22 protein-coding genes are annotated in these 23,514 nt (G+C 41.7%); 11 read left to right on the top strand and 11 right to left on the bottom strand.

Annotated elements, in window-relative coordinates; translation table 11 throughout:
- Positions 1-12: 12 nt before the first annotated feature.
- From FEK29_RS09080 to FEK29_RS09055, 6 genes are all read right to left on the bottom strand, one after another.
- Positions 13-969, bottom strand: coding sequence for a sterol desaturase family protein (locus FEK29_RS09080; protein ID WP_138258113.1), 957 nt, complete (start codon positions 967-969; stop codon positions 13-15).
- A gap of 96 nt (positions 970-1,065) precedes the next feature.
- On the bottom strand, positions 1,066-1,500 hold the full coding sequence (mscL, locus tag FEK29_RS09075; protein WP_138258112.1) for a large-conductance mechanosensitive channel protein MscL: 435 nt from the start codon (positions 1,498-1,500) through the stop codon (positions 1,066-1,068).
- A 12-nt stretch (positions 1,501-1,512) separates the two neighbouring features.
- A complete protein-coding gene (locus tag FEK29_RS09070) occupies positions 1,513-4,203 on the bottom strand; it encodes a DNA gyrase/topoisomerase IV subunit A (protein ID WP_138258111.1) in 2,691 nt (896 codons plus the stop codon).
- A 23-nt stretch (positions 4,204-4,226) separates the two neighbouring features.
- Positions 4,227-6,089, bottom strand: a complete 1,863-nt coding sequence (locus tag FEK29_RS09065) for a DNA topoisomerase IV subunit B (RefSeq protein ID WP_138258110.1) — start codon at positions 6,087-6,089, stop codon at positions 4,227-4,229.
- 300 nt (positions 6,090-6,389) lie between these two features.
- Positions 6,390-7,484 carry a redox-regulated ATPase YchF gene (ychF, locus tag FEK29_RS09060; protein WP_138258109.1) on the bottom strand — a complete coding sequence of 365 codons (1,095 nt, stop codon included), beginning with the start codon at positions 7,482-7,484 and terminating at the stop codon, positions 6,390-6,392.
- A gap of 154 nt (positions 7,485-7,638) precedes the next feature.
- On the bottom strand, positions 7,639-7,992 hold the full coding sequence (locus FEK29_RS09055; protein ID WP_138258108.1) for a 4Fe-4S dicluster domain-containing protein: 354 nt from the start codon (positions 7,990-7,992) through the stop codon (positions 7,639-7,641).
- 128 nt (positions 7,993-8,120) lie between these two features.
- Between FEK29_RS09055 and FEK29_RS09050 the strand changes: the two genes are divergently transcribed.
- The 8 genes from FEK29_RS09050 (at position 8,121) to FEK29_RS09015 (ending at position 16,442) form a co-directional block, all read left to right on the top strand.
- Entirely contained in the window at positions 8,121-9,194 is a 1,074-nt protein-coding gene (locus FEK29_RS09050; RefSeq protein WP_138258107.1) for an acyl-CoA reductase, read from the top strand.
- A gap of 61 nt (positions 9,195-9,255) precedes the next feature.
- On the top strand, positions 9,256-10,320 hold the full coding sequence (gene serC, locus FEK29_RS09045; RefSeq protein WP_138258106.1) for a 3-phosphoserine/phosphohydroxythreonine transaminase: 1,065 nt from the start codon (positions 9,256-9,258) through the stop codon (positions 10,318-10,320).
- A 187-nt stretch (positions 10,321-10,507) separates the two neighbouring features.
- Positions 10,508-11,458, top strand: a complete 951-nt coding sequence (locus FEK29_RS09040) for a D-2-hydroxyacid dehydrogenase (protein WP_138258105.1) — start codon at positions 10,508-10,510, stop codon at positions 11,456-11,458.
- Positions 11,459-11,524: 66 nt separating this feature from the next.
- Complete coding sequence (locus FEK29_RS09035; protein ID WP_138258104.1) at positions 11,525-12,157, top strand: DUF937 domain-containing protein; 633 nt, start codon at positions 11,525-11,527, stop codon at positions 12,155-12,157.
- Positions 12,158-12,224: 67 nt separating this feature from the next.
- A complete protein-coding gene (locus tag FEK29_RS09030; protein WP_138258103.1) occupies positions 12,225-12,692 on the top strand; it encodes a DUF6146 family protein in 468 nt (155 codons plus the stop codon).
- A gap of 30 nt (positions 12,693-12,722) precedes the next feature.
- Complete coding sequence (locus tag FEK29_RS09025; protein WP_138258102.1) at positions 12,723-13,043, top strand: DUF6787 family protein; 321 nt, start codon at positions 12,723-12,725, stop codon at positions 13,041-13,043.
- A gap of 411 nt (positions 13,044-13,454) precedes the next feature.
- The gene (locus tag FEK29_RS09020) at positions 13,455-15,848 is read left to right on the top strand and encodes a TonB-dependent receptor (protein WP_138258101.1); all 2,394 of its coding nucleotides are present in this window, start codon (positions 13,455-13,457) and stop codon (positions 15,846-15,848) included.
- A gap of 15 nt (positions 15,849-15,863) precedes the next feature.
- Positions 15,864-16,442: a type 1 periplasmic binding fold superfamily protein gene (locus FEK29_RS09015; RefSeq protein ID WP_394347771.1), complete on the top strand. Its 579-nt coding sequence runs from the start codon at positions 15,864-15,866 to the stop codon at positions 16,440-16,442.
- 146 nt (positions 16,443-16,588) lie between these two features.
- Here FEK29_RS09015 and FEK29_RS09010 read toward each other — a convergent pair whose 3' ends face one another.
- From FEK29_RS09010 to folE, 4 genes are all read right to left on the bottom strand, one after another.
- Positions 16,589-17,023, bottom strand: coding sequence for a monoheme cytochrome C (locus FEK29_RS09010; RefSeq protein WP_138258100.1), 435 nt, complete (start codon positions 17,021-17,023; stop codon positions 16,589-16,591).
- 18 nt (positions 17,024-17,041) lie between these two features.
- On the bottom strand, positions 17,042-18,262 hold the full coding sequence (locus tag FEK29_RS09005) for a sulfite oxidase (RefSeq protein ID WP_138258099.1): 1,221 nt from the start codon (positions 18,260-18,262) through the stop codon (positions 17,042-17,044).
- 51 nt (positions 18,263-18,313) lie between these two features.
- Positions 18,314-18,613, bottom strand: a complete 300-nt coding sequence (locus tag FEK29_RS09000; RefSeq protein WP_138258098.1) for a hypothetical protein — start codon at positions 18,611-18,613, stop codon at positions 18,314-18,316.
- A gap of 211 nt (positions 18,614-18,824) precedes the next feature.
- The gene (folE, locus tag FEK29_RS08995; protein ID WP_138258097.1) at positions 18,825-19,424 is read right to left on the bottom strand and encodes a GTP cyclohydrolase I FolE; all 600 of its coding nucleotides are present in this window, start codon (positions 19,422-19,424) and stop codon (positions 18,825-18,827) included.
- A gap of 206 nt (positions 19,425-19,630) precedes the next feature.
- Between folE and FEK29_RS08990 the strand changes: the two genes are divergently transcribed.
- From FEK29_RS08990 to FEK29_RS08980, 3 genes are read left to right on the top strand one after another with little or no spacing between them, the layout of a single operon-like run.
- Positions 19,631-20,311, top strand: a complete 681-nt coding sequence (locus FEK29_RS08990) for an ABC transporter ATP-binding protein (protein WP_138258096.1) — start codon at positions 19,631-19,633, stop codon at positions 20,309-20,311.
- 4 nt (positions 20,312-20,315) lie between these two features.
- Complete coding sequence (locus FEK29_RS08985) at positions 20,316-20,873, top strand: CPBP family intramembrane glutamic endopeptidase (protein WP_138258095.1); 558 nt, start codon at positions 20,316-20,318, stop codon at positions 20,871-20,873.
- Positions 20,870-21,634 (top strand): TIGR02757 family protein, encoded by a 765-nt coding sequence (locus tag FEK29_RS08980; RefSeq protein WP_138258094.1) that lies wholly within the window; start codon positions 20,870-20,872, stop codon positions 21,632-21,634. Before FEK29_RS08985 ends, FEK29_RS08980 begins: the two co-directional genes overlap by 4 nt.
- Here FEK29_RS08980 and FEK29_RS08975 read toward each other — a convergent pair.
- Positions 21,631-23,460, bottom strand: coding sequence for a cytochrome-c peroxidase (locus FEK29_RS08975; protein WP_138258093.1), 1,830 nt, complete (start codon positions 23,458-23,460; stop codon positions 21,631-21,633). The two genes, FEK29_RS08980 and FEK29_RS08975, sit on opposite strands and share 4 nt — an antisense overlap.
- Positions 23,461-23,514: the final 54 nt, after the last annotated feature.

Below are 23,514 nucleotides of genomic sequence, written 5' to 3'. Positions count from 1 at the left end.
ATTTTTGAACTATTAATTAGGTCTATTAAAGACAACCTCTGGGTTGGCGCTTTTATGTTCGTTAAAAAGACGCTGTTGCTGCTTTACCGTTAAGGTACTGCCATCATGGCTCCAACCTGGAGGTCCAAAAATATACATGAACTTATGGGACCATTTGTCCGCTTTCTTCACATCGTTCCATATATCCTTGAACTCATGCGTTAAAATAACTAGGGGATTATAGGAATTTGGTGCGTGAATCACCCCGAATTTCACCTCTATATCATCATCCAATTCCTTCCAAGTCCCGAATATTTTATCAAATATGTTGAGGAACCCCCCGTGGTTTTTATCCAAATACTCTATATTCTGCGAATGGTGCACCTGATGCATCGTATGGGTATTGAAAATCTTTTCTATCCAACCCATTTTGGGTACATACTTGCTGTGTAGCTGAAATTGCCAAAAAGATTCTATCGCCAAACAAAATATCACCACTTCCACAGGAAATCCTATGGCCGGCATCCACATATAGAAAAACGGTTTGTACAATAAAGTGAACCATCCATTTCTAATGGCGGTACCCAAATTAAAATGATCCGAAGAATGATGCACAATGTGGGCTGCCCAAAGTATCCTAATTTCATGATTGGCCCTGTGGAACCAATAGTACGTAAAATCATCAGCCAGTTGGCACAGTAGGAAAATATACCATTCATAGCCAAAGGATTTATATCCCATGATATTCATTCTAACCCCATCCACCATAGGGTTGAATAGTTCATAGGTAAAATTGAAAACCACAATCAATACGGTAACCTTGATCAACGGACCCAGTATGGCGGATCCGATTCCCATCGCCCCGCTAGCCATTAAATCCTTCCAGACATATAAATCCTCGTCACCATGGGTGTGACTATAGGTAAGTTCCAATAATATGAAAGCAATAAAACAGGGTACTCCGTAAATGAGGGGGTTCGTTAAATCCATTTAATTCCGTGATTTCGCCAAATATAATTAGAAAAGGTTCTTATGAAGGAGAATTAAAATAATTCATTTCTATAAAACTATAAATAATTCAAAAAATTAGCGTTGCTGTTGATTTTTTAGGATGGTATTCTGCTCTTTCATTAAACTTTCCAAATTTGACAGCAGCTCGATGTTTTTTGGAGTCACCACCTCCGCATTGGCGGGATCTTCAGATTTTTCCTTGAACCTATTTATGAACTTGAGCATTACAAAGATGGTAAAGGCTATGATTCCGAAATCTAGGATAACTTCAATAAATTCCCCATAACCAATTGCTACTTCTTCCATGGCTTCAGTTGCTTCCCGTAAAATCCATTTCTTATTACTAAGATTAACATCATCCGTCATCAATGATAAAGGCGGCATAATGACCTTCTTGACCAAGGTATTTACCACTTCATTAAAGGCGGTACCAATGATGATACCAATGGCCATGTCTATCATATTGCCTTTAACTGCAAAATCCTTGAACTCTTTGAACAGACTTTTCATGTATTACCTAAATTAAAATAAAGTAGTTTGACCTTCACCCTGCTCGCCGTCCTTTTCATCACTGTCGTACTTACTTGTAGGCCCTGAGCCATCATTTCCATTTTCTTCTGGAGAAATATTTTCCTCATCCACCACTTCAATATCCTCGGCATCTTCGGGTTCCTTTTCCTCATAAGGCAGCGGATCCAACAGGTTGATATTTTTTACTTTCTCAGGTGTCAGTTGATTGCCCATAGCCTTGATTCCCTTAACTGCTATAAAATCCTCCAGTTCCACCCTCAGATTTTCCTTTGGATCCTTGCCCCTGGGTTTGGGGAATTCAACTTCTACCACCGGAAGCCAATCGGTTGAAACGATTTCCAAATACGACTTTGAGTGATCAGTTATGAAGGTTTCCTCCTTATTTTCGTTTTCAACATGGAACCTTTTCACATAAAAACGTTCCTTTTCACCTTCCCAATAAATGGCCGAGATTGGTTTGTTGGGATTGTATTTTTCCAGAACGATCATATCCTCGTCAAAATGGGAAGTCAATACGGGCTGAATGGTTTTCACGACCCCTTTTTGTGTAATAATCAGCAAAAGGTCATCTCCCTTAAATTCCCCTATGAGTTCTCCCCTACCGTCAACATTCAATCTTCGGACGACATCATCAAACCAGATCTTTCTGGGTTTTAACGTTGAAACGCCCTTTTCCTTGAGCTCTATACGCTTCACGGAATATTTGGTCACCACATTCCCTTTGGAGCTTCTGCCTTTAATAAGTACATCGGCAAAATCGATATCCCACTTCAATTTTTTGATGCTTCCAGCTTGCCTCAGATTCACGGTAACCACTTCGGCTTCCCCATTAGGATTGGCTGAAAAATATAATACCTGTGAATTGGGGGTGCCTGCCGTCAAATCATAGCTTTTGTCCCTTGTAATGGAAGTGACATTGAACCTTTTAATATAGGAGGGGCCTCCTTTACCATCTTTATAAATCATGTTATAAATAGTGCGCTTGTCCTTTTTCTTAAAAACGGCTACGTGGATAATGTTCTTACCCACAAAAGTCTTGGCGTCTACCTTGGTTACCTGCATGGAACCATCCCTAGTAAATACTATGATATCGTCAATATCGCTGCAGTCCGTCACATATTCGTCGCGCTTTAATGAAGTCCCCACAAAACCTTCCTCCCTATTAACATAGAGCTTGGTATTTCTAATAACCACTTTTGTTGCCTCGATATCATCGAAAATGCGTATTTCGGATTTTCGCTCCTTGCCTTTACCATAGGTTTCCTTTAAGTTTTTAAAGTAGTCTATGGCAAATTCGACCAAATGTTCCAAATGGTGCTTTACTTGGGCGATTTTCTCCTCAAGGCTTTCCAAATGTTGTTGGGCCTTGTCCAAATCGAACTTGGAAATCCGTTTTATCCTGATTTCGGTCAGGCGAACGATATCCTCCTCGGTGACGGGACGCCTCAAATGCGTGGTATGGGGTTTTAAGCCTTTGTCAATGGCAGTGATGACGCCTTCCCAAGTTTCCTCTTCCTCGATATCCCGATAAATCCGATTTTCTATAAAGATTCTTTCAAGCGAAGCGAAGTGCCATTGTTCCTCCAACTCAGAAAGCTGGATTTCCAATTCCTGCCGCAACAGTTCTACCGTAGCATCCGTAGAACGTTTCAGCATTTCCGTTACTCCGATAAACAATGGTTTATTATCTTCAATAATACAGCCTAAAGGAGAAATGGAGGATTCGCAGGCCGTAAAGGCATACAGTGCATCTATAGTCTTATCGGGCGAAATCCCGGATGGCAGGTGGACTAAAATCTCTACTTCCGCAGCGGTATTGTCCTCGATTTTCTTGATCTTAATCTTCCCCTTTTCATTCGCCTTTAGGATGGAATCGATTAACGTAGAGGTATTGGTTCCATAGGGTATTTCGCTGATAACCAGACTATTCTTATCCAATTGGGAAATTCTTGCACGCACCCGAATCTTCCCTCCACGTAATCCGTCATTGTAATTGCTTACATCGATAATCCCGGCGGTTGGAAAATCGGGAAACAACGTAAAACGCTTTCCTTTTAGGTGTTTTATGGAGGCATCTATCAGCTCGATGAAATTATGCGGCAGGATTTTGGTCGAAAGCCCCACAGCAATACCTTCCGCCCCTTGGGCCAACAAAAGCGGAAATTTTACCGGTAGGTTTACAGGTTCCTTTTTTCTACCGTCATAACTTAATTGCCACTCGGTGATCTTAGGACTGTAAACGACCTCCAAGGCAAATTTGGACAATCTGGCCTCTATGTATCTTGATGCTGCGGCACTATCTCCAGTAAGAATGTTTCCCCAGTTCCCTTGGGTATCGATCAATAAATCCTTTTGCCCGATTTGAACCATGGCATCGGCAATACTGGCATCCCCATGGGGATGATACTGCATGGTATGCCCCACAACGTTCGCGACCTTGTTATACCTACCGTCATCCAATTCCTTGAGCGAATGCATGATACGCCGTTGAACTGGCTTAAACCCGTCCTCAATGGCGGGAACGGCACGTTCCAAAATAACATAAGAAGCGTAGTCCAAAAACCAATCCTTATACATACCGGTAACCCTGGTAAGGGCATCGGAAGATTCGTCTTTGTTTGGTTGTTGACCTTCAGATAGATTATCGTTCTGACCGTCGTTCAATGCTGCATTTTCTTCCATTCAGAAGCAATCGTATTTCTAATTTATTTTTGATTTTCCTCCACAAGGTCAATCTCCACTTTTAAGTTTTCTATGATGAATTCCTGTCTATCCGGTGTATTTTTGCCCATGTAAAAATTCAGCAATTCCTCTATGGACATGGCCTTGTCCAACATTACCGGCTCCAACCGAATGTCGTCCCCAATAAAATGCTTGAATTCATCTGGGGAAATTTCGCCCAAGCCCTTGAACCGCGTTATTTCAGGCTTGCCGGAAAGTTTTTGAATGGCCAATTGACGCTCCTCGTCACTATAGCAATATATGGTCTCTTTCTTGTTCCGAACCCTGAACAACGGGGTTTGGAGAATGTACAGATGATTTTCCTTGATCAATTCGGGAAAAAACTGCAGGAAAAAAGTGATGAGCAATAACCTAATGTGCATTCCGTCCACATCGGCATCGGTAGCGATTACAATATTGTTATACCGAAGGTCCTCCATGGATTCCTCTATATTCAGTGCAGCTTGCAGCAAGTTGAACTCCTCGTTTTCATAAACGATTTTTTTGGACATGCCATAGGAATTCAATGGCTTGCCACGTAGGCTGAAAACGGCTTGGGTATTCACGTCCCGGGATTTTGTAATGGAACCGGAAGCCGAATCCCCCTCCGTAATAAATAGGGTGCTTTCCAACCTTCGCTCATTTTTCATATCCCCCAGATGCACCCTGCAATCCCGTAATTTTTTATTGTGCAGGCTGGCTTTTTTGGCTCGGTCCCTGGCCAATTTTCGGATTCCGGAAAGTTCCTTACGTTCCTTCTCCGCCATGATGATCTTACGCTGGAGTTTATCAGCTGTCTCCGGATTTTTGTGTAGATAATTATCCAACTGGGTACCTAAAAAGTCGTTTATGTAGGTCCTAACCGTTGGAAAATCGCCTCCCATTTCCGTGGAGCCCAATTTCGTTTTGGTCTGACTTTCAAAGACGGGTTCCATGACCTTGATGGAGATGGCCGAAATAATCGATTTGCGCACATCCGAGGCATCATAGTTCTTCCCATAGAAATCACGAATCGTCTTTACAATGGCTTCCCTAAAAGCCGCTTGGTGGGTACCTCCTTGGGTGGTGTGCTGTCCGTTGACAAAGGAATGGTATTCCTCGCTGTACTGCGTCTTGCTATGTGTAATCGCGACCTCTATATCATCCCCTTTCAAATGGATAACGGGGTACAGCATGTCATCCATATTGTTATTGTCCTCCAATAGATCCTTTAGCCCATTTTCCGAATGGAATTTCTCACCATTAAAAACGATGGTCAACCCTGGATTTAGGTATACATAGTTTTTGAGCATGCGCTCCACATACTCGTTCCGGTACTTGTAATTTTTAAAAATACTTTCGTCCGGAACGAAAGTGACCTTGGTTCCCTTTCTTTTGGAAGTATCTTCCGGGCCTTCCTCCTTATCCAGATTCCCAAAACTGAATTGTGCGGTCTTTACCTGATTGTCCCTAGAGGACTGGACCTCAAAAAAACTGGAAAGGGCATTCACAGCCTTTGTACCCACACCGTTAAGTCCTACGGATTTCTTAAAAGCACGACTGTCATACTTACCCCCGGTGTTCATTTTGGAAACAACATCCACCACCTTGCCCAAAGGTATGCCCCTACCATAGTCCCGAACCTTAACGGTCTTGTCCTTGATTGTAATCTCAATGGTCTTTCCGGCGCCCATAACGAACTCGTCGATACAGTTATCAATGACTTCCTTGAGCAGAATATAGATTCCGTCGTCTGCCGAAGAACCGTCCCCCAATTTTCCGATATACATCCCAGGCCGCAATCTGATGTGTTCTTTCCAGTCGAGCGAGCGTATGTTATCTTCTGTATACTGAGATTCTTGGGACATTTAACTAAAATTTATGAAAGTGTGGTTAAAGATAGCATGACTCGCATAAAGATAAAACCCCTTAACAGTAAAGTAATTAACAATAGATGGCCCCGTATTGTTGATATAGTAGCTACCTGTCCTCCAAGGGAAAATTATAAAGCCCATGTTTTTCAACATGCCCACAAACCAATTTTTTTATCCTGAAAGGTGATGTATTGGTGTAAATTGAAGTATTCATATTGAAAAGAACAGCCAATGAAACCAATTTAAAGCAGGTTTTAAGTAAAATAGGTTTGCCCCTTTGGGAGATAGGGGACTTTACACATTGAATCTAAAGTGCATTACGTCACCATCCTTAACGATGTATTCCTTGCCTTCCACACGCATTTTACCTGCTTCCTTCACCTTGGCCTCGCTGCCAAATTTCACATAGTCGTCATAGGCGATTACTTCGGCGCGGATGAAACCTTTTTCAAATTCGGTATGAATGACTCCGGCTGCTTGGGGTGCCGTCGCTCCTACTGGAATGGTCCAAGCCCTAACTTCCTTTACTCCCGCTGTAAAATAGGTTTCAAGATTTAGGAGTCGGTATGCACCACGTATCAATTTTGCAGATCCCGGCTCTTTCAAACCAAGGTCTTCCAGAAACATTTGCCGTTCTTCGTACGTCTCTAACTCGGTTATATCGGCCTCTGTACCTACGGCCAAAAAAATCACTTCTGCATTTTCGTTGGCAACGGCCTCCTTTACTTTTTCCACATAGGCATTTCCTGTGGATGCCGACTCTTCATCCACATTGCACACATACATTACGGGCTTGTCTGTTATGAACTGTAGTGGTTTCACGAATTCCGTCCTATCTTCATTGGATATTTCGATGGCCCTAACGGAAACCCCGGATTCCAGGCCATTTTTAATCGCCATCAAAACTACCTCTTCCTTTTGTGCTTCCTTATTTCCTGTTTTGGCCGCTCTTTTTACCTTGTCCAATTTTTTGTCCACCGTCTCCAAATCCTTTAATTGAAGTTCCATGTCAATGGTTTCCTTATCCCGGATCGGATTCACACTTCCATCAACATGGACGATATTTTCGTTATCAAAACATCTTAATACGTGTAGGATAGCATCGGTCTCACGGATATTTCCCAAAAACTGGTTTCCCAAACCTTCACCCTTGCTGGCTCCTTTTACCAAACCGGCAATATCCACGATTTCCACGGTCGCAGGCACCACACGTTCCGGTTTTACCAACTCCTCCAGTTTTTCCAACCGTGTGTCAGGGACGTTTACCACACCAATATTCGGCTCTATGGTACAAAACGGAAAATTGGCACTTTGTGCCTTCGCGTTGGACAAACAATTAAATAGGGTCGATTTTCCCACATTGGGCAATCCCACGATTCCTGCTTTCATTTTTTAGAAGTTAGATACTAGATATTAGATGATAGACTTTTATTTCAGGGCGCAAAGATAGCTTTTACGCTGTTATTATTCCTATCAAATAAAAAACCCGAACAGAGTTCGGGTAAAACGATTGAAGACCCTTTGAAAATCAAACTTATTAAGTCTAATCTTCTGGATGCATGAAAGCCTGTTTGGCCAGCAAGGTCTCCTCTGATTCCACGTGGTCCTCATCGGGCACACAGCAATCCACAGGACATACGGCCGCGCATTGTGGCTCTTCATGAAAGCCCATACATTCCGTGCACTTATCCGGTGCTATATAATATACTTCATCGCTAATAGGTTCTTGGGCATCCTCTGCGTTCACGGCCTTACCATTGGGCAAAACCACGTCTCCCTTCAAAGAAGTACCATCGCCATAGCGCCACTCATCTGCTCCTTCATAAATTGCCGTATTGGGACATTCCGGCTCGCAGGCCCCACAGTTTATACATTCGTCTGTTATTATTATAGCCATAATTCAATTTTTATTTAATATCGATTCAAAATTAAAACCATCTTTGGGTACTTCTGCCCCACACTTTTTCAATTGAGAATCTTACTTTTGCACAAAAGTAAACCCTAGTAAACTTGTATACAAATATAATGGCAGAACAACCAGAAAGCATAAAAGCTTTTGTTAAACTCGGAGAATTTTTGGGTGATTTTTGCCAATTTACCAAAGGGAACAATGAAATTAAAGGAGACCAAGTAACTTGGTTCCAAAAACTGGAGGCCGTGGTAGGTAGGGCATCCAGTCATAACGGCTGGTTCACAAAGGAGAACATCCTATTCGCCTTTGAACAGTGGTCCAACGCGTTGCAGGCCGATAACTTGAAAAAATGGCTGGATCGGTATGATATTCAAAGTTCGAGCCCCTTAACAGTTGCCATCATTATGGCCGGAAACATTCCCTTGGTTGGGTTCCATGATTTTTTATCCGTGCTGGTAACCGGAAACCGCGCCTTGGTAAAGTTATCCAGCAACGACACCCTTTTGCTGCCCTTTTTGGCAGAATATCTTGTATCGGCTGACCCCTTACTTTCAGACCGTATTTCATTTTCGGATGAAATCCTGACCGATTATGATGCGGTCATCGCTACGGGAAGCAACAATACCGCCCGCTATTTTGAGTATTATTTCGGCAAGAAGCCGAACATTATCCGAAGAAACAGAAATTCGGTTGCAATAATCCAGGGCGACGAAACACCCGAAACACTTTCGCTATTAGGTGAGGATATTTTCCTGTATTATGGCCTAGGATGTAGAAGCGTATCCAAAATCTTGGTCCCCCATGGGTTCGATTTTGACCGGCTCTACAAAGCCATTTATCCCTTTAATCCTATTATACACGAGAATAAATACGCCAATAACTATGATTACAACAAGGCCGTGTACCTTATGAGCGAATTCAAGTTTTTGGACAACGGTTTCCTAATATTGAAGGAAGATGACGGCTATGCCTCTCCCATTGCGACTCTTTTTTACGAATATTATGAAACTTGGGAGTCTCTAGAAACTACGTTGACGAGGGATGCCGATAAAATCCAGTGCATCGTTTCTTCCAAACCCCGTCCAGGCCATATCGCCTTTGGAGAATCCCAAAAACCCGCACTCTGGGATTATGCGGATGGAGTGGATACTGTTGAATTCCTGTTAAAAACATCCCTCAAGAATTAAATCCATCTTTATCTTAAATCAATAGAAATTTCTGACCTTTATCCCCTTAATCAATTGAAAAATGCAAAAACATAATTTTAGTGCTGGTCCCTGTGTCCTTCCTAGGGAAGTACTCCTTAAAGCCTCTGAGGCCGTTATGGATTTTAACGGATCTGGCCTGTCCTTAATAGAAATTTCTCACCGAAGTAAGGATTTTGTGGCCGTAATGGAACGTGCCCGTTCCCTTGTGTTGGAATTATTAAATCTAGAGGGAAAGGGGTATCAGGCCCTATTTTTACAAGGGGGTGCCAGTATGGAGTTTTTAATGGTGGCCTACAATCTTTTGGAAACGAAGGCGGGCTATTTAAATACAGGAACTTGGAGCGATAAGGCCATCAAGGAGGCCAAACTTTTTGGGGAGGTAGTGGAAGTCGGGTCTTCTAAGGACGAAAATTTCAACTACATACCAAAGGGATATGCGGTTCCTTCTGGTTTGGATTATTTACACCTTACATCCAACAATACCATTTTTGGAACACAGTTTAAAAAATTTCCTACGACCGATGCTCCGTTGGTCTGCGATATGAGTTCCGATATTTTCTCACGGGTGCTGGATTTTTCTAAATTCGATTTGATATATGCCGGCGCACAAAAGAATATGGGCCCTGCCGGTACCACATTGGTCGTTATCAAGGAGGAAATATTGGGCAAGGTGTCCCGGAAAATTCCATCCATGCTGAACTATCAAGTACATATCGATAAGGAAAGCATGTACAACACCCCACCCGTTTTTGCCGTCTACACGTCCATGCTCACCTTGGAATGGCTAAAGAATATGGGAGGCATCGCCGCCATTGAGGAAATCAACGAGAAAAAGGCCCAGTTACTGTATTCGGAAATCGATTTGAATCCCGTATTCGAGGGGTATGCCAACAAAAATGACCGTTCCAATATGAACGCCACCTTTAATTTGGCGGAAGAAGGTCTTAAGGATACGTTTGACGCCATGCTGAAAGAAGCCGGAATCAACGGTTTGAACGGGCATCGCTCGGTTGGTGGATATAGGGCCAGTATGTACAATGCCCTTTCCTTGGAAAGTGTTGGAGTCCTGGTGGACGTAATGAGCGAAATGGAACGGAAAGCATAACAAAATGAAACCCTAATCGAGGGAGTTGTTATGGTAAGTAAATTACTTATTCCAGATTAAATATTTAATAATCAGGCTATTGACCACATATTTAACGTATGAAATGAGCCATAACAAGTCTTGATACCCACCTTGATGGTTATTGGCGAATTGCATCTGACCTTTTAACAATATTAAATATAAACAGATGAAAATATTGGCGAACGACGGAATATCCCAGAAGGGCATTTCGCTTCTTGAGAAGAATGGATTTGACGTAATTACTACCAATGTGGCCCAAGAACAACTGGGCCATTTTATAAATAAAAACGAGGTAACCGGACTTTTAGTACGAAGTGCCACAAAGGTCAACAAAGATTTGATCGATGCATGTCCCAACCTAAAGCTCGTTGGCCGTGGTGGCGTAGGCATGGACAACATCGATGTGGAATATGCCCACAAAAAAGGTATCCAGGTAATCAATACGCCCTCGGCATCCTCATTGTCGGTAGCGGAGCTGGTATTTGCCCATTTGTACGGAGGTGTCCGGTTTTTATATGATGCCAATAGAAATATGCCTTTGGAAGGCGATAGCAAGTTCAAGCAACTAAAAAAATCCTACGGAAACGGAAAGGAACTTGCCGGTAAGACTTTGGGTATCATTGGATTTGGAAGGATTGGACAGGCCGTTGCAAAATTGGCCCTTGGTGCCGGAATGAAAGTGGTCTTCTTTGACCCATTGTTGGATGATGTTTCCCTAACATTGTCCTTTTTTGACGGACAATCCGTCACTTTCCATCTAAAAAAAACGGATAAGGAAGAATTGTTAAGGATATCGGACTTCATAACGGTCCATGTTCCCGCACAGAAAAACTATGTTTTGGGCAAGAAAGAATTCGACCTGATGAAAGATGGCGTTGGAATTATCAATGCAGCCAGAGGAGGTGTAATTGATGAAGTCGCACTTGTGGACGCCTTGGAGAGTGATAAGGTTTCCTTTGCCGGGATGGATGTGTACGAATCGGAACCCCGGCCTGAAATCAGGATATTGATGCATCCTAAAATATCCTTGACACCACACATTGGAGGTGCCACAAACGAAGCACAGGACAGAATTGGGATTGAGTTGGCGGAGCAGATAATTTCACATTTTAAATAGTGCTTTATTGCGACTTTTTTGAACTCTTTTTGTACATTACCGGCAGAACATTAAATTAACTATAAAATGGCAGGATTATTAGATTTATTGAATAGCCCAATTGGCAAACAGGTTATTAGTGGTGTTGCAGGACAGACCAATCAACCGGAAAGTAAAACGGCGGATGTGTTGAGCATGGCCATGCCCCTAATTTTGGGCGCTATGAAAAAAAATGTAAAATCTCCAAGTGGCGCGGAAGGTTTGATGAGCGCTTTGAACAGCAAGCACGATGGAAGTATTTTGGACAATTTGGGAGGATTGTTCCAAGGTGGGGTAGATGATTCCGTAATGAACGATGGAGCTGGGATTTTAGGCCATGTTTTTGGTGGTAAGCAGCCGCAGGTAGAAAATGCCCTAAGCCAGAAATCCGGATTGGACGCAGGAACGGTCAGTCAAATTCTTAAGATAGCCGCTCCTATCGTTATGGGCTATTTGGGTAGGGAAACCTCTCAAAACCGTGTCAACGATTCCAATGGAATGAATGCCCTTTTGGGAAGTATGCTGGGCGGACAACCGCAACAAAACCAAAGTTTAATTACCACATTATTGGATGCCGATGGTGACGGAAGCATTTTGGATGACGTTGCAGGAATGGTTATGGGCAGCAATAAAAAGAAAGGCGGACTAGGAGGTCTCTTGGGAGGTCTTTTTGGCAAATAAGCTATTTTTAACCTTATTTAACGAAGCCGTTTGATTGTTCAAACGGCTTTTTTGTATCTTAATGATTATGAAAAGGAAAATACTCAATACATCATTAAAATTCATGGGCGTTCTCTCGCTCGGCCTTTTATTGGCGCATTGTGGAAGCACCAAGGAGGCACTTTCCATTTCCGATAAAGAAAGGCAGGCGTTCGAGTCAACCAAGGGTGACACTGTTAGAATTGCCAATGAAGAAACTGAATATGAAATCATAATCATAGATCCCGGTTTCTACACTTGGCTAAATTCCATAGCCAGGCCGGAAGGTTATTATTCCCAATCCTTTTTGGAAAACAGGAATATTTTAATGGTCATGGAATGGAATAGACGAGTTTTACAACCTGCACAGTTCAGTCCAAATCTGTACGAATTGCAAATCGATTATAAATCGGAAATTGATTATGGGTATGAAGTCAATTATAAACTCTATAATTACTTTATTTATTTTCAACGCAAATACAATCAAAGACTGGGACCTTTTTTACCTAGGATTTAGGGTTTATCTTTGCCCTGCAAATCAAAAAAAATGCAGAAGTTAAAGAAGCATTGGGGAATACACTCTACTTTCCAACTCATAATAATATTCATCGTTTTCGCTATTACCGGTTCTTCATCGGTATATGTGGCAAAACCATTTTTGGATGTAATTGGACTAGAGCAAGACAATTTTCCGGATACTTGGTGGAGTCCAATTGTCTATTGGACATTACGTATACTTCTTATATTTCCCTTTTATCAAGTACTTTTGGTGGCCTACGGATGGTTGTTTGGACAATTCAAGTTCTTTTGGACCTTTGAAAAAAAGATGCTGAAAAGAATGGGGTTTGGCTTTTTGTTTAAGGGTTAAGTTTTATTTAACAATTATTAGGGTAGCATTTGCTAGTTTTGCTGTTATGGGAAGTAGGCTATTTACATATCTAGCGGCTTTTGTCTTATTCACCTTGATGCTTTTCAAGGTGTCTTCCATTCATATTTATACACATCAAGATGGTTCCGATAATATCGAAAACTGTGAAACCTGTTACTTTTCCTTTCAAAATCAGCAAGTAGCGTTTAGTACTGTTTCGGTGCTAATTTTCACGGCATTGGTGCTGATTTATATCGACAGAAAATTTACAAAGGAGACTACTGAACTTTTAAAGTCTCCCAATCTTCCATATACACATTTCGGGAGGCCTCCCCCAATTTTACGCTAATTTCCATCTTTTCAAATCGGTAAACTATGGTTGCCGATATTATTTAGCGTAAACATCATTTAATGAGGTATTATTTAATACTACTTTTTGTATTTGCTGGCTTCAGGGTAAGTGCCCAGGATTGTAATTCCATTTTGGTGGGAGAGGTATATGATTTTCATGACAATCGTCCCTTGAACGGGGCTACCGTTTCCATAACCGGCAAGGATAGAACTACGCTTTCCAAGGAAGATGGTAAGTTCAGTTTTAGGAACCTATGCGATGGTGTCCTGGAATTGGAGATTTCACATCCGTCATGTACCACAAAGTTTGTGGTCCTAACAATTAAGGGAGATACTTTTGAGAAGGTTTTTTTGGAACATCATTTGGAGGAACTGGAAGAGGTAAAGGTTGTTGGCAATATTCCAAAAAACACGAATTCCGGTCAGGAAGAGCGTTTGTCCCAAAAGGATATCGAACGAAGTAGCGGTAGTAGCTTGGGAGACGCACTAAAGAAAATTACGGGCGTATCCACCTTGAATACTGGTGGCAATATAGTAAAACCTGTCATTCAAGGATTGAACGGTAGTAGGGTTTTGATACTCAACAACAACGTGCGCATGCAGGATATGGAATGGGGAGATGAACACGCTCCCAATGTGGATATCAATGCAAATCAGGAAATAAGCGTCATCAAAGGTGCCGCAGAACTTGAATATGGAGGGGATGCCGTTGGAGGTGTTATTGTTTTAAACCCATTGCCCATCGTTCGAAAGGATTCGCTGTTTGGAAAAACACAAATGAACCTTTTCTCCAATGGTCGTGGAGGTAATATCACGAGCACAATTGCCAAGTCCTATGATTCCGGACTTTATTTAAAAACACAAGGATCCTATAAGCTTTTGGGCGATTTGGAAGCTCCAGATTATATGTTGTCCAATACAGGCATCAGGCAAATTGGGGTTTCCTTCAATGTTGGAAAAAGGGACTTCATACAAGGCTGGGAGGCCTACTATTCCTTTTTCGATACCGATATAGGAATCCTTAGGGCCTCGCATATTGGTAATGTGGACGACCTAATCCAGTCCATTAATAGTGAGCAGCCCAATGTCATCAACGATTTCACCTATACCATTGCCAGACCCAACCAAGAGGTTTCACACCATCTTGGCAAACTGAATTATTACCGCAGAATGGAAGGGTTTGGTAAATGGACGGTACAGTACGATTTTCAGAAAAACCGAAGGTTTGAATATGATATTCGGGTTGGTGATGATGCCGACAAAGCTTCCTTGGACTTGCAGTTGACCACACATTCCCTGTTAACGGATGTAAAATTTGATGCGAAGCAAGGGTTGGATATTAAGGTAGGCCTGTTGGGAAGATATCAAAACAACTTTGCCAACCCCGATACGGGCGTTAGACGACTCATTCCAGATTATGATAAATATGATTTGGGGGCCTTTGGCGTGGCCGAATACAGTCTAAATGAGTCTTGGACCGTAGATGGAGGTTTGCGCTACGACTTTAATAGGATAAACGCTAAAAAGTTCTATCGCACCAGTCGATGGGAAGAAAGGGGGTACGATCAGGATTTCAGTGATATTGTATTGGAGGATTTGGGGACACAACTTCTCACAAATCCAATTTTCAATTTTCACAATTTTTCTGGTAGTGCCGGCCTAAATTATGAAATGGGTGATGACAATTTGTTACGGGTAAATTACACCTATTCGCAAAGGGCGCCCAATCCAGCCGAATTGTTTAGTGAAGGCCTTCACCACTCCGCGGCAAGGATTGAATTGGGCGATTTGCGCATCAACAGTGAAAAGTCCTCCAAAGTTTCCATATCCTTGGAGCGAAACGCCCAGAATTGGGGCTATACAATTGCACCTTTTTTCAATAGCATCAAGGATTTTATACTACTGGAACCCACGGGTGCGGAATTCACCATTAGAGGAGCCTTTCCCGTTTGGTCCTACAGGCAGACCGATGCCACCTTGTATGGATTGGACGTCTCCATATATAATAACTGGAACACAAATATACGTTCGGAACATAAATTCGCCTGGGTTCGAGGTACCGATGTCGTTACCGATATCCCATTGATCAATATTCCGGCGGCAAACTTGAACAATAGTATTGAATTTAAAATTCCTTCGTGGAACAGTTTTACGTTTGGCATGGAAAGTCAGTTCGTATTTGAGCAAAAAAGATTTCCCCCAAACATCACCGTCTTCTCACCGGAACAACAAGAAGATGTCCTTTTGGCCATCAATACACCACCGCCGGCATATCACTTGATCGCCTTAAACGCGGAAAAGTCTTTTTCACTGTTAAACGAAAATGATTTAACCGTAGGATTGGCTGCGACCAACCTATTAAATACCTCATACAGGGATTATTTAAACAGGTTACGGTATTTTGTTGATGACATGGGGAGAAACATTAATTTAAGAATAATCTATAATTATTAATAAAAACAAATGACTATGAATACAATTAAAACTAAAATGAAAAACAACAACGCTATCAAATCGATTCTCTTACTATGCTTCGTTGTATTTGGCTTTGTGTCCTGTGATAATGACGATGACAATCCAGCACCAATTGATGAGGAAGAGGTCATAACCACAATGAACGTTAGATTGACGGCTTCTGGTAGCCCAGTAACTTTAACATCCCAAGATTTGGACGGTGATGGGCCCAATCCTCCAGAAATAACGGTTTCAGGAAACTTGGTTTCAAATACCACCTATAATGGGAGTATCGAGCTATTGAACGAAACGGAAACTCCCGCGGAGGATATCACTGCAGAAGTTGAAGAAGAAGATGAAGAACATCAATTCTTTTTTACGGCTTCAGGTGCGATTACGAGTGTTGATTACGATGACGAGGATGGTGATGGAAACCCAGTTGGCTTACTTTTTACTTTAACTACAGGTGATGCAGGTAGCGGAACCTTACAGATTACCCTACGTCATGAACCCAAAAAACCAAACGATGGAACTTTGGCCGATGCGGGTGGTGAAACAGATATTGCCCAATCCTTCACTTTGGTGGTTGAGTAAAACGCCACTTTAGTTCTTCGATAGTTTAAATTCTTTAGATACTATTAAATTTGTTCAAGTTGTAAAAAAGTCTTTCCTATTCAATGGAAAGACTTTTTTCATTTAGACCATTGAACACATAGATATTTGGGAAATGCTAATTGGAACTATTTTGTATCCAAGGTATACCACTCAATGTCCGTTAGGGCCGCTCTCCTACCCTTTTTGAAGGTTGGATAGTTCGTTGTTAAGTAGTCCACAATGACTTGCTGGTTTTCGCCCAAATCCCAAAGCCCCTGTGTTTCCTGCATCCAACGGATGGTAGCGTTCCATTGTTCCTTGCCCATTCTGTTTTGTACGATCAATTTGGAAGAATGGCACGTCGTACAATTGGTAATGACCTCCTGTAGTCCTTCAGCAGCAACCAAACCGGTTCTCACATGAATACCGTCCACAATTTCATCCGGATTTTCATCCGCTACCTTGTAGGTATCCTCATTTTGGATTTTTTCAGATTGCTTTTTATACAAATAAGCTGCACCCAAGGTCAGCATCAAAATAGCTGCAATGGCAACATAACTGATTATCGGTTTTTTCTTCATTAATCGATGTTCTTTGCCCTATACCACTTTAACGGCAATCCTGTGACAGGCATTGTTTAGGTATCCCTTTGGGTTCCATCCCGGTAACACCATAGGTTGTTTTTTTCCTTCACTATCGGTGGCCCTTGCCCATACCTCATAATATCCCTTTTTGGGAAAATTCACTGTGGCTTCGAAGCGTTGCCATGCCAATCGGTTTACAGGTCGCTTTAAGGAACATGGCTGCCATGATGATCCAAAATCTATTGAAAATTCCATTTTCTGCACTTCAAATTCTCCGGCCCAGGCATGGCCAGCTATTCGGAAATTGGTGCCGATTTCGATTACCGCTCCGGATTTGGGAGAGGTTATCAAGGATTTAACAGGCATGGATTCTATAATGCACATGTTCTCATCCTCGACTTTTTCTCCCGGGGCAACGGTTTCACAAGGGACTCGGTAGGAACTTCCCCCCATCTTTTCACCATCATGGATTTTATTTCTCACGCTGATTCTATTGATCCACTTACCCGATACGGATGCCGGCCAGCCACCAGCCACCAATCGCAATGGGTAGCCATGTACCAAAGGAATATCCTCACCGTTCATGGCATAGGCAATTAGCGTTTCATCCTGCAGGGCCTTGGTTATGGGAACCCCCCTGGAAATCGGCTGCAGATTGGGATTCCTACTGAGATGTAGATCGGCGCCATGGTATCCTATGTACACCGCATTGGATTTTATACCGACATCCTCCAATACATCCCGCAACCGTACTCCGGCCCATTTGGCACAGGATACCGCCCCTACGGTCCACTCATTTCCTTTGGCAGGAGGATCAAATTCACTTCGCCCATTACCCCCACATTCCAAAGTTAATTGATAGGTATGGCTTTTAAATTTTGATTTCAATTCGGAGAGCGTATATGTTTTCTCCTGCTTGACCGACTCACCGTCAATCGTTAAGGTCCAATTTGACGCGTCAATTGATTCTGGAACAATGCCGTTGTTCCGTATGAACATGTATTTGTTTGGTGTGATGGCATCGTTGAGCAAGTGGGCCCTGGCTTCCATATTCCAAGGCTTATCGTTAAGTAGGACCATTTCAGGGTCCTTATGGAACATTTTAAAAGGGTCAGGATTCTGGAAAGTCAATGGAACATAATCTTTTGGAAGTAAATCCTTAAAAACGATATCACTTAAAACGATGGCAGAGAAGCCCCCAAAACTGGCTTTTTTAACAAAATTTCTTCTTTTCAAGATGCGTGGATTTGCTCCTAAAGTTACATCTTTTTAAAATTTCGGAAGAAATTATACCTCTATGGTTTTTCTATTTTTGGCCGACTTGAACACATACGTATAAAACCACATAATGGTAAACGTTGGAATGATATCCAAACCAGGAATAATCTCTTCAATGAAGGTAATGATCCCGGCAGCCTGACCAATTTTTCCTTTGTACATACGTGTCATAAGCCAACCCGATAAAGGGGCCCAAATGACATCCGAAAACTCGCCCACAAATGGAATTGCAAAGGATAGCATTCCAATAGCATCGAACAGAAGCCCTAGGAATAATTGTTTGTATTTTTTATCTGTAGATTTTGACATGTCATAAATTTAAAAAACCTACTGAAAAGAACAATAACAATGCCAAGTTTCACAAGGAATTTTATTTGAGAAAGGGTGTACCCTTTATCATTAGCCTCAAGGTAGTACTAAAGTTATGTCATTAAAATTATATAAAATTAGGTCTCGACTCCGCTCGACCAGACAGGGGATATAATTGGTTAAAAATATCCTAATCGTAAATAATAAGGTTTTAGGATAAATCTGAGCTGATCAATTTTAGAAATTCATTTCGGGTTTCAATTTTTTCAAATTGCCCCCTAAAACCAGATGTAGTAGTAACGGAATTTTGCTTTTGGACACCCCGCATCATCATACACATGTGGGATGCCTCAATAACCACGGCCACCCCTTTGGGCTTCAACGTATTGTTGATGCATTCCAGAATATCATGGGTAAGTCGTTCCTGTACCTGCAATCGTCGGGCAAAAACATCCACTATCCGTGGAATTTTACTAAGTCCAACAATGTGTCCATTTGGAATATAGGCGATGTGTGCCTTACCAAAAAATGGCAACATATGATGCTCGCACAAAGAATAAAGTTCAATATCCTTTATAATGACCATATCGTCATAATCCTCCTTGAACATAGCCCCCTTCAAAATTTCCTCGGCATCCTGTTTGTAGCCTTGCGTGAGAAACAACATGGCTTTAGCGGCCCTTTCCGGTGTTTTTAAGAGTCCTTCCCTACTTTTGTCCTCCCCTATTTCATCGATTACCGATGCAAATTTTTCCTTGATTCCATCGGTAATTTCCATGTTGTATTCCTCTAAATTTCTATATGGCGCCATTTATTATGTTTAATAAATTAAAATATTCGTTGAACAAAAATATTCATTGATACATCAATTCAAGCCAATATATCGTTAAAATTCGAATACCGAAATCAAATATTTCTATAGTGTGCGTTTCCAACTGTAAATACTTTCTCAAATGTCCGATGGATTTTTTTATCTGACCCCCATTCTTTATTTTCACCACTTCAATAATCCGTGATATGATTACAGCCACGAACATCCATAAATATTATGGGGAATTGGAAGTGTTAAAAGGTGTTGACCTCCATATAAAACAGGGCGAAATCGTTTCCATAGTGGGCGCCTCAGGTGCCGGAAAAACAACGCTTTTACAGATTTTAGGCACACTGGACGTTCTTACGAACACCAACGATGGCACCTTAATAGTTAACGGAACGGAGACGACCCAATTGTCCGACAAGGAACTGGCCAAATTCAGGAACGAACACATCGGCTTTATTTTTCAATTCCATCAACTTTTACCTGAGTTTACGGCCTTGGAAAATGTATGCCTACCGGCGTTTATAAAAAAAACACCCAAATCAGAGGCTGAAAAAAGAGCCAAGGAACTATTAGATTTTCTTGGACTATCGCATCGCTATGACCATAAACCCGCCGAACTTTCCGGGGGCGAGCAACAAAGAGTGGCCGTGGCACGGGCCTTGATCAACAATCCCTCTATCATTTTTGCCGATGAACCTAGTGGCAACTTGGATTCTGAAAGTGCGGACAACCTCCACAACCTGTTTTTTGAACTTCGTGAAAAATTCGGACAAACCTTCGTAATCGTTACCCATAACGAAGAACTTGCTGAAATGGCCGACAGAAAGTTGACCATGGTGGACGGTAAAATTGTGGACAAAGAGGTCATACTTTCCTAAATCCATGTTCGAGGAAATCCTATTGTTTCTTAAAAAACCCGTTTACGAGGAAATGGATTCCCTAAACACCTCGGAAAAACTCAGATATATACTAAAATTGGTGGTATTGGCTATTGCACTAAGCGTCCTTTTGAGCTTCCTACTTGGTTTATTGGAAACCCTCTTCAATTTGGATTTTGGGAAACATGCTATGGATGATTTTCTAGAAAATTACCCGTTGGTCTACCTATTGATTTTTGCGGTCGTAGGCGCTCCCGTCCTTGAGGAAATGCTATTTCGAGGGCCCATGATATGGTTCAAGAATTCCAAGTTTTTCCCGTTCATTTTTTATGTATTGACACTAGGCTTCGGGTTTATGCACATTTCCAACTATGAAATGACCCTTCAAAACCTGGCGTTGTCCCCTATTCTAGTCGCACCACAGTTGGCTGCGGGACTATTACTCGGGTTTGCCAGGGTCAGATTCGGCCTACTTTATTCCATACTCCTTCACGCCCTTTACAATTTCGTATTGGCCGGACCCATTTTAGTGTTCCAACTATTAGATATCCCCATCGAATGAACAAAAAGGAACTAAAGGAATTTTTGGACCAAAAGGTAATCGAATACAACAATCCCAGATTTTTGGAATCGGATCCCATTCAAATTCCGCATCGGTTCAACAAAAAAGAGGATATAGAAATCAGTGGTTTTCTAACGGCGACCATTGCATGGGGTAATCGAAAAAGCATCATCAACAATGCCCAAAGGATGATGGATTTACTGGGCAATAGCCCCTATGACTTTGTACTGAATCATACGCTGGCAGATTTGGATGCTTTGGACAGTTTCGTTCATAGGACCTTCAATGGAAATGACTTGGTATATTTCATTCGAAGCCTCAAGAACATTTATGAAAATCACGGGGGACTTGAAGGTATTTTTACCCAAAACCAGGGTAAAACCTCTTTGCAACCCACCATTTCCCTTTTTAAAGAACGCTTCTTTGAACTCCCATTCGAGAGGCGCATTGCGAAGCATGTCTCCGACCCCTTAAAAGGTTCTGCGGCAAAAAGAATCAATATGTTTTTGCGCTGGATGATTCGGGATGCAAATACCAATGTCGATTTCGGTTTATGGAAAAATATATCACCTTCCAAATTGTCCTGTCCCTTGGATGTACATTCTGGTAACGTAGCCAGAAAACTAAAACTGCTCAAACGCAAACAGAACGATGCCAAAGCATTGGAAGAACTGGATAAAAGTTTGAGAAGACTCGACCCAATTGACCCTGTAAAATATGATTTCGCTCTTTTTGGTTTGGGTGTTTTTGAAAAATTTTAGTTCAAGCTTTCGAATTCCCTATCGGTCAGGGTTTTTAAGAATGCGATAATGGCCTTTGATTCGTTGTCCGTCAACCCCAGGGAATCCGCAGGAAGAGTCTGATTGGGAACATCAAGTCCCATTCCCTGTCCACCCCCCACATTATAAAAGGTGATGACTTCTTCCAAGTTGCCATACACGCCATTATGCATGTAGGGCGCTGTCAATTCACTATTTCGAACGGTAGAAGTTTTAAAAAAATTACGTTTTTCAGCTACCTTGTATGGAAAATATTGTCCCATATCCTCATCCAATTCAGGATGGTCAAAGTCATCTGTTTTGGGTACGCCCAAATTTTCAAATTCGGTTTCCATGTATTTGGGAGGAACCGTACCATTGAAAGCAGGGGGAAAATGACATGTGGCGCATGCAGCCTTGCCCATAAAAAGATTGAAACCTTCTATTTCCTCGTCCGTAAGTGATGCTTCCAAATCCTGCATATTTCGGTCAAATTTGGAATCGAAAGGAGCCAAGCTTCGTATGTACGTCGCAATGGCGTTTCGTACATTCAGGTCGGAAATGGTCCCGTTGAACAACGAATCGAACTGAATCTTATAATCCGCATTCGCTTGAACTTTTTGTTCCAAAAGTTTTAAATCGATATGAAACTCGTCCTCATTGTTCGCTACGTTTACGATTTGATCCTCGAGACCATCCGAACGACCATCGAAAAAGAACGAGGTTTGATAGGCGGCGTAACTTAATGTAGGAGTGTTTCTTTGAAGCTCTTTATTGTTAATGCCGATTGCTATTTTCCGCCCGTCCGTAAAGGCTTTCTCCTTTATATGGCAAGTTGCGCAGCTTATGGTTCCGGTACTTGATAAGGAAGGGTCGTTGAAGAGTTTTCTCCCCAATTCAATACGATCTTGGGTCATTTGTGGATCCCGTTGTTCCGAAAACATTTTCATATTGAAAAAGTTTTTATCAAAAAGATTCGTAACGGAAGGATTTAAAGTGCGGGACGTGTTCATGGAAATCCCCCAATCGATGGCAGTCAAATGGATCAATTCCAATTGTTTGTTAGTATGATTTTTTATAAAGGTGTAACGGTCAAAACTGTCAAAATCGGAAGTATTTAAATCCTTCATCGTTAAGGCGATTTCGGTCTTCCATTGCTGATAGAGGGATTTGTCGTTGAAAGCATTTTCATACATATCGATAACCTTGGAAAGTGTTTCGTAATTGTATACCGCCTCGTTCAAGGAATTTGACAACATGGGGGAATCAAAGCCTGTAATGCCCTTGGTCGCAATGTTAACAACGGCATCACGAATCATCTTGAGGTGATGGCGATCTCTTTGATTAATCAATATATGATTCTTTCTAACAAAAGGTATGCGCACTTTTAAGTATTCCAATACGGTATTCAATTCCTTGTTGGAAAAGCCCTCTTCGGCAAACAAAAGTTCCTCCAAAACTTGAAAACTTTTTGGCTGAAGCACCTTAACATCTTGATAATCGTCTATTTCAACCTTTACTAGGTTTGGTGCGTTCATGGAAAGGTAATTTTCATAATCGTAAGCGATGAGCAGGGGCTCTACCCTCTTATACCATTTTCTAGACTTTAAAAATAATTCCCGATTGGCCGCTACCGACTTTAAGGTATCCATTTGCGAAATAAAATGCGCCGTGCTATCCAAAGTAGTAAAGTATTGCGCTCGTATCGATTCATTAAATGCGGATTCCATCTCATTTGAAGCCAACAATTTAGGTTCCGTATCCCCTTTGCATGAAATCATCAACACAAATGTGGTAACCATAATCAATCCCAAATCTTTTATTCCCATTTTCGTTCAATTTTTAAATAGACAAAAAGGGTCTCTTTTGTAAGAAACCCCTTT

Origin of the sequence: Maribacter aurantiacus (assembly GCF_005780245.1) — a bacterium.
Classification (GTDB): domain Bacteria; phylum Bacteroidota; class Bacteroidia; order Flavobacteriales; family Flavobacteriaceae; genus Maribacter; species Maribacter flavus.
This window is presented reverse-complemented; position numbering and strand designations above follow the sequence as displayed.